The 6,653-nt window shown below is 67.9% G+C and carries 5 protein-coding genes; all 5 read right to left on the bottom strand.

Annotation, left to right across the window (positions count from 1 at the left end):
* Positions 1-478: 478 nt before the first annotated feature.
* Positions 479-976, bottom strand: a complete 498-nt coding sequence (gene tpx, locus GZ997_RS04975) for a thiol peroxidase (protein WP_161924762.1) — start codon at positions 974-976, stop codon at positions 479-481.
* Positions 977-1,070: 94 nt separating this feature from the next.
* The gene (locus GZ997_RS04970) at positions 1,071-1,778 is read right to left on the bottom strand and encodes a hypothetical protein (RefSeq protein ID WP_162679087.1); all 708 of its coding nucleotides are present in this window, start codon (positions 1,776-1,778) and stop codon (positions 1,071-1,073) included.
* Between the two features lie 24 nt (positions 1,779-1,802).
* The gene (locus GZ997_RS04965; protein WP_162679086.1) at positions 1,803-2,987 is read right to left on the bottom strand and encodes a hypothetical protein; all 1,185 of its coding nucleotides are present in this window, start codon (positions 2,985-2,987) and stop codon (positions 1,803-1,805) included.
* Positions 2,984-3,880, bottom strand: a complete 897-nt coding sequence (locus GZ997_RS04960) for a hypothetical protein (protein ID WP_161924765.1) — start codon at positions 3,878-3,880, stop codon at positions 2,984-2,986. The genes GZ997_RS04965 and GZ997_RS04960 overlap by 4 nt, the downstream gene beginning before the upstream one ends.
* A 33-nt stretch (positions 3,881-3,913) precedes the next feature.
* The gene (locus GZ997_RS04955; RefSeq protein WP_162679085.1) at positions 3,914-6,649 is read right to left on the bottom strand and encodes a hypothetical protein; all 2,736 of its coding nucleotides are present in this window, start codon (positions 6,647-6,649) and stop codon (positions 3,914-3,916) included.
* Between the last annotated feature and the right edge of the window lie 4 nt (positions 6,650-6,653).

Genomic DNA, 6,653 nt, shown 5'->3' with positions numbered 1-6,653 from the left:
CCCAAAACCCATGAGACTCAACCGTCCCAGAAGTCATGAGACTCAACCGTCCCAGAAGTGTGGAGACAGCACAGTACCGTAGGGGTACGTAGCGTCACCGGAAAGTACGAAGCGTCGGCGCAAAGGTACGAACCGTCATGCGAAGTGCCGAACCGTCATGCGAAGTGCCGAACCGTCATGCGAAGTGCCGAACCGTCATGCGAAGTGCCGAACCGTCACGCGGGGCGCACGAGCAGTTCCGTCCCCGACGTCGGCGCCCACCGTGCAGAAGATGTTCACATCAGCCCAGAACGTCCTCATCAACCCGAGTACGACTACCCGAACGCGACCCCCACACCACACCGCAGTCCGGGCCTTGCCCCAGCGCCGGGTCCCGGCCCCGCACCCTCAAGCACGCAGAGGCCCTAATGGTCAGCCCTGGTCCCGACGCGAGAGTCGGCGCCTTAACCCGCCCCGCGGACGCGTACCGCAGGCCGGGCTATGCGAGCGCAGCGATAGCGGCGTCATAGTCGGGCTCCTGGCGGATCTCCGGCACCTGCTCGGTGTACAGGACGGTGCCATCGGTGTCGAGCACCACGATGGCACGGGACATCAGTCCGGCCGTGGGGCCGTCCACCAGCACAACGCCGTAGTCCTCGCCGAAGCTGGAGCGGAAGGTGGAGCCCGTCACGACCCGGTCCAGGCCCTCGGCACCGCAGAAGCGCGCGGCCGCATAGGGCAGGTCCGCGGAAACGCACACCACGGTGGTGTTATCCAGGCCGGCCGCAAGCTGATTGAACTGGCGCACCGACATGGCGCAGATGCCGGTGTCCACCGACGGGAAGATGTTCAGCACGACACGGCGGCCGGCGAGTTGCGCTGACGTGACCGGCCCTAGGTCCGCGCCCACCAGCTCGAAGTCGGGAGCCTTAGTGCCTACGGCGGGGAGGTTGCCGACGGTGTGTACCTGGACGCCTTCGCGAGTGATCGTAGCCATGCATTAATAATGGCATCTTCTCATTTCAGAGAACAACGCCCTGCGCAACCTATTTTCCGCCTCGGCGCTGAGCGCCCGGCCCACGTGACAACCGCTACTCGCCCTTGGCGGCCCGCAGGATGCCAAGGATCTCCTGCTTACCGGGGACTTCCACCCCCAGCGCCTCCACCCGCGCGATAACGGCGTCGACTTGCGCCGCGTCAACCGAGGCCGCGTAGGTCTGGGCCTGGGCGGCCGTACGCTCCTTGAGTGCCTCGGCCCCGTAATAGGCGCCACCGACCGTTGCCGCCGTCGGTAGGGCGATTGAAGCCAGGAGCAGGAGCGTCGCAGCCGTCTTGGGACGGGCACGGACCACGGCGACCACCGCCACTATGAAGGCGACGAAGGCCAGCACCCCGCCCGCGCCGAAGGCCGCCAGCGCCGACGTATTGACGAACGAATCGCTGCCCAGAAACGCTGAGAACACGTCGACGGAGACCAGCAACCAGTAGATACCGCCACCCAGTAGCGCGCTGGCGAGGACAACCAGGACGCTGCCCAGGGGCAACGCCGCCGTGCGTCTGCGCTGCGGGGGCCGCGGCAGCCGTGGCGGCGCCGACCGGTATTGCGGCGCAACCGGCCAGGCAGCCGTAGGCGCCGGTTCTTGTGCAGCCTCCGGACTGGACCCGAAGACTGCCGCAGGCAATATCTGCGTCGCCGACGGCGGCTCAGGCTCGGTGGGCACGCCGAAGACGGGCGTCGTAGCCCGCTGCGGATAGGGCTCGTAATCGGGCGGGGTCGGGTTGGTCGGGGGATTGGACACGCTGAGGACTCCTTTCGGCCGCGGTCAGAACCTCAGTCCCACACGGTGAAGCCCCCAGAGAATCGGGTCAAGGACCCGGAACGGGGAGATCCCGCGCTCGGTCAGTTGATCCGCGTGCTGCGGGCTCTCGCCAACCGCCGACACCGCGAAGTGCCGTACCTCGGCGAGGGCACCGTTTTGCTGTGCCGAGTCGGCGGAGAGCGTCACCGAGTCATCGCCAATGCGATTGAACAGGGAGCGGACCTCCGCGTCTAGGAAGACCACATCATTCTCAAAGGCAGTCATCGCGCTATCGATGTCCTGCCGCGCGCGCAGCATCGTGTCATCCCGGTTGAAGTGGGCGGCCGGGTTTGCCAGCAGCGGTGTCAGGGCGCTGTCCGCGTCGGTCATCTTGTGCAGTGAGTCGAACTTGGAGATCGTCAGCGCAAGTCGGGCCGAGCCGGAGGACAGCTGCAGCAGCACCTTCGGCAGCACCTCCCCAGGCATGTCCCCCAGCCGGTTGCGGTCGATCTCCGGGATGATTCCCGCCAGCACCTGCCTAACGGAGTCCAGCATGAGCGGGTCGAAGAGGAACACCACCAAGTCGGCCCGGTCCATGAAGCTGAAGTGAAGCGGCTTGCCTACAACCTTCTCGATGTCCTCACCGGCCACGTCGCGCATCACGATGTAGAAGCGCTCAATGTCATTACCGCGAAACTCCCAGATCAGGGGGTCCTGCTGGTATGCGCCACCACCCGCGATGGGAGGTGTGCCCTCCATGACCACGTTCTCCTTGAACAAGGGCTTGTAGTACCGCTGCGAGTACACCTCGTAGGTGCCGGTCGTGGTGGGGGTCATGGTGCATCCCCGGGACTGCGCGTAGCGCCTGAGCAGGTCCACGGCCACCGCGATGTAGACGGACTTGCCCGAGCCCCGCGCCCCGACCAGCGTCATGGTGAATACCCGCGCATCCTCCCATCCCGGCGGCAGATCCCGGTGGCATACATTGCAGATCCGCTGCTGGCACGGCTGCCCGCACCGCCGGCACGGGACTGTGGTACGCACCGGCTCGTCCTCATTTTGAACGATGCGGTAGAAGGGAGTAGTTCTGGTTTCGTATCCGGCCAGAGCGGTGCCCTGCGGATCCGGGACGGGCTGGCACTGCCCCGTGCACCGCACGGTGATCTCTCCGCCGGGAATGGCGGAGTAGCAGTAAGGACAGGTACTCATACGTTTTCTCCGTTTCCGTGGTGTCCAGCGGGTGTCGACAGCCAAGTGAGCAAAGGTGCAAGAAGCTCCAGCGTGCGCGGCCCGAAACCGAGGTCCTCACGCATCAGCTCCGCCCACGCCGCACCATCCAGCGCGAGGGCTTCCGGGGCGGGGAGCACGCTGAGTACCTCCGTCGGCCCAGCCAGGAGCACGTCGGAGCGTGCCGGCTCAGGAGGCAGGTCGGTGACTACCGCCACCCGCGCGCCGGCGTCGTCGTCCGGAGCGGCCACCTGCCCGACGCCGTGGCTCTCCGCGCCCCCTACCGAGACCCGACGCACCGTCGGCGCCGGAACTCCGACGGTCCCGTACAGGTCGTCGAGGAACCGTAGCAGGGCATCCACCCGGTCCTGGTACTGCTGCATCGAGGCGGATGTATCGATCACCAGGGAGGTGACGCTCGGATGGAGCCTGTGCCCCTGCTCCTCCCAGCGCCGGGCGCACCATCCCCCCAGGCCGAGGGTGACCGTGCCACCCTCGCCCGGTCGAACCGTGATGGTGCTGCCAGCTCGCGTCACCGAAAGCACCGCCACGACGGACCGTCCTGAAACCGGCACGGAGCGCAACAGGTAGGACTGTCCGCCGACGACGCCGATGGCGAGGTCCACCGTGTAGTCCCCCGGGAAGGGATCACCCGAGGCGGTCATGACACGCACTGTGGTGGGCGCGTCCTCCGCAACCGCCTGTGCGGGGAAGGCCACGGCTCCGCGTGCCGCCCCGAGGTACTTCGGGGCCCGGGTTGTGCCGACGACCTCAATCTGGGCGGGCACGGAGCGTGATACGAGGTTCAGCTCGACTGCGCCCTTGACCGCCAGCGCGAGCTCTTCCCACTGACCGTGGTCCAGGATGTCTGACACGAGGCTTCCTTTCGTAATTCCGCATTCCGCCGTTCAGCGGTTGCCAAAGAGCTTGGATCGAATGTTGAAGCGGCTCGACTCCCCGAACACGTTCTTCGCGAGCCAACGCTCCGCACCCGGGGCGTCGTACAGCGCTTGTCCCAGTTTGCGGATGGCCTGCTGCCGCCTGTTCTCATCGAGCATTCCAACCCAGGCGCGCACGGCCGCCAGTGCGACGTCGTCGCGATCCGTCAGCTCGGGTGCCGAGCGCTCCTGCACGAAGTCGAATTCATCTAGCACCGCGTCGCTCCATGCACGCAGGTCCTCATGCACACGCCCCTCCCGCTCCCGCAGGAACAGCTTTGCCGCCAGGCGGCGTGCGGTGTTCCCCAGCGCGTAAGGCGGCTGCGGCGACAGGCTGTAGGGATTCTGCTCCACCCACTCGGCCAGCGTCTGCAAGGACCTGGACCAGTTCACTCCGTGCGGGAGCTGCGGGACGGATACCCCGGCCCACATGGCAATGACCAGTGCCGCCAGCGCCTTGTTCGTGGCCTCCGTAATCGGCAGGCGCGGAATGTCGACTCCGGGTCGGCCGCTGCGGATCTGCGCTATCCCTTTCAGGACGTTCACGGCCATATTCGCCACCTCGGTGGGCGGGGCGCTCATGAGCGGAGTCGAGTGAAAGACCACTGCGGTGCTAACCGCCTGCTGCCATGATGCGCATCTGACCGGCCCTGCCCCCAGGCGGTGCTCGGAAAGACCGATAGAACCGAGGTGCCTGCGCGCGAACTCCACGGCGGCGGGCTCACCGGGATTCCGCATTAGGCAGGGCCCGGCAATCCGCCACCACCCGGGGAGGGACTCGGGAAGAGCCAGTGCCTGTCCCGCCGTGAGGTGCTCGGCGAGTGTGTTGAGTGCGTACTCGGGCAGCTGCGGACCGCCGGGCAGCCCCTGCAGCGCCTGTGCCAGGCCGACGGCGTTGCTCCTGTCCGGCTCGGCTTGCAGTCTCGCCAGCGCCGTCTCCAGGCGGACCTGTCGCAGAGTCCCCAGCTCTAGGCCGGGGACCAGCCATGCCAACGCCGCCGGTGGCGCGGCCGGCAGCGTTCGCGCGGTGCCGTAGGCGTGCCGGTCGCGCAGCAGGTCATCCACCAGTATCGCCAGCTGCCTGCGCGTATCCGCGCACAGGTCCAGGGACAGCATCGCGGTGTGGCCGGGATCGGACTCGTTGAGCAGTGCGCCCGCCGCCGCCCCCAGCAGAGCGGGTGCCGTGGACTCGGGCAGGGTGAGGCCGTCTCGTACCAGTGAGTCCACCGCCTGCGCGCCTGCGGCCGGGCTGGCGGGACGCCGTTGCTCGGCCGCGGTCGTGTATGCGGTGGTGAACGCGGCCGCCACTAGCGCCTGATTCGCCGGAATCGCGCTCCAGTCCCGGAGCAGCTGCGTGGCGTCCTCGCGGCCGGGCCGTTCAGCGGCCAGCCAGCGCGGGTTCCGGGAGGCGGTATCCAGGTACTTCCTGACCAGTCCGCCCGCGACGCCGTCGACCGGCGAGCCTGCTGGAACCGCCGAGAGCTTGTCATACCAGGACTCGGGATCATCCTGCTTCGATCCCAGCACCCGGTCATTGACAATGGCAGTCAGGTACGCGCTGGTCGCCAGCGCGCGGGGCTGGCAGGCAACCAGTTCTCGTTCCACCAGCGAGACGAAGTCAGTATCCGGCGTGGCCGAGAGCAGGTTCGGCTCGCAGGCCTCCGCCATCGCCAGTGGCCACGCCGGGCTGATATCCCGGTGATCCGAGAGCACTGACAGGACGTCACGCAGCGCCTCGGTGGCAGCAACCCATGCCCCCAGGTCATTCGCGCCGGCCCGTACCAGCCGCCCCCAGGCGCCGGTCGGCGGCGGCTGGTGCGCCTGCGCCGGGTCGATCACCACTACGTTGGACCGGCTGAGGCTCCCGCCGAGCACATCGCTGCGCGGCACGAAGGCCAGCCCAATACCCTGCTGCGCCAGCCCCTCGGCGTCGCCGACACCCGCAATGCGCTCCAGGGTCGACACGCCCAGACGGCGAAAAGTCGCGCCGGCGCAGGTGCGGGCCAGGGCAGCAGCCCACAGCGCCGCTTCATCGGTGGAGTCGCAGGCCACCGCCACTAGCCGCCGCGTTTGTGGCGGCACCGGCCCGAGCATGGGCTCAAGGGCATCGGCTATGGCGGCCAGGACCGGCCCTCTGTCGCCGGCGGCGATGAAGTCGGCGACGGCGTCGTCATCCAGGCCGCCCCGGGACAGGGAACCGGGATCGGGCAGCTGGGCCGCGCGGACGTTCTCGGCGCCGAAAGGAGCAACCCACCAGTCTGAACGCCACAGATCGGGCGCGGTCAGCGCGGGAGCAGCCTCTTCCCGTACCCGCAGCAGGTGGGTGAAGCTGTTCGGCCTGCCAGTAGTGTCGAGCCCGGCGGGGGCAGTATGGATGAAGACAGTGTCACGCCCCACTGGTACCTGCGCGAGCCGGCGCTCGGCGCCCGCGATCTCCTCCGCTGTAGGGAAGGACGGCAGCGACCGGGCCGGGGAGAGCACCGGCTCGATCAGGCGGCTGAGCGACTGCGCCTCCTCCTCATCCAGGTCCCCGGATGCAGCCATGATCTGCCAGCCAGAGAACGTCCGGCCGTCGACTACGCGGTCGACATTCGTGTAGAGCAGCTGGGAGGACGTCGGCGCCGCGCTCGCGCCAGGCGGGATAGACGGCGGCAGCGCGTCTGCCCGGTAGGGGCGGGAACCTGTGTCCTGACTTCGAGGCGACATCCGC

Source organism: Actinomyces sp. 565 (genome assembly GCF_010365615.1).
Taxonomy (GTDB): Bacteria; Actinomycetota; Actinomycetes; order Actinomycetales; family Actinomycetaceae; genus Actinomyces.
Note: the sequence above shows the minus strand (reverse complement) of the source record. Positions and strands in the feature narration are given on the sequence as shown.

Bases quoted from the DNA above. Each gene is read 5' to 3' on its own strand.
- GZ997_RS04955 (WP_162679085.1), bottom strand. From the start codon at position 6,649: ATGTCGCCTCGAAGTCAGGACACAGGTTCCCGCCCCTACCGGGCAGAC.
- tpx (WP_161924762.1), bottom strand. From the start codon at position 976: ATGGCTACGATCACTCGCGAAGGCGTCCAGGTACACACCGTCGGCAAC.
- GZ997_RS04965 (WP_162679086.1), bottom strand. From the start codon at position 2,987: ATGAGTACCTGTCCTTACTGCTACTCCGCCATTCCCGGCGGAGAGATC.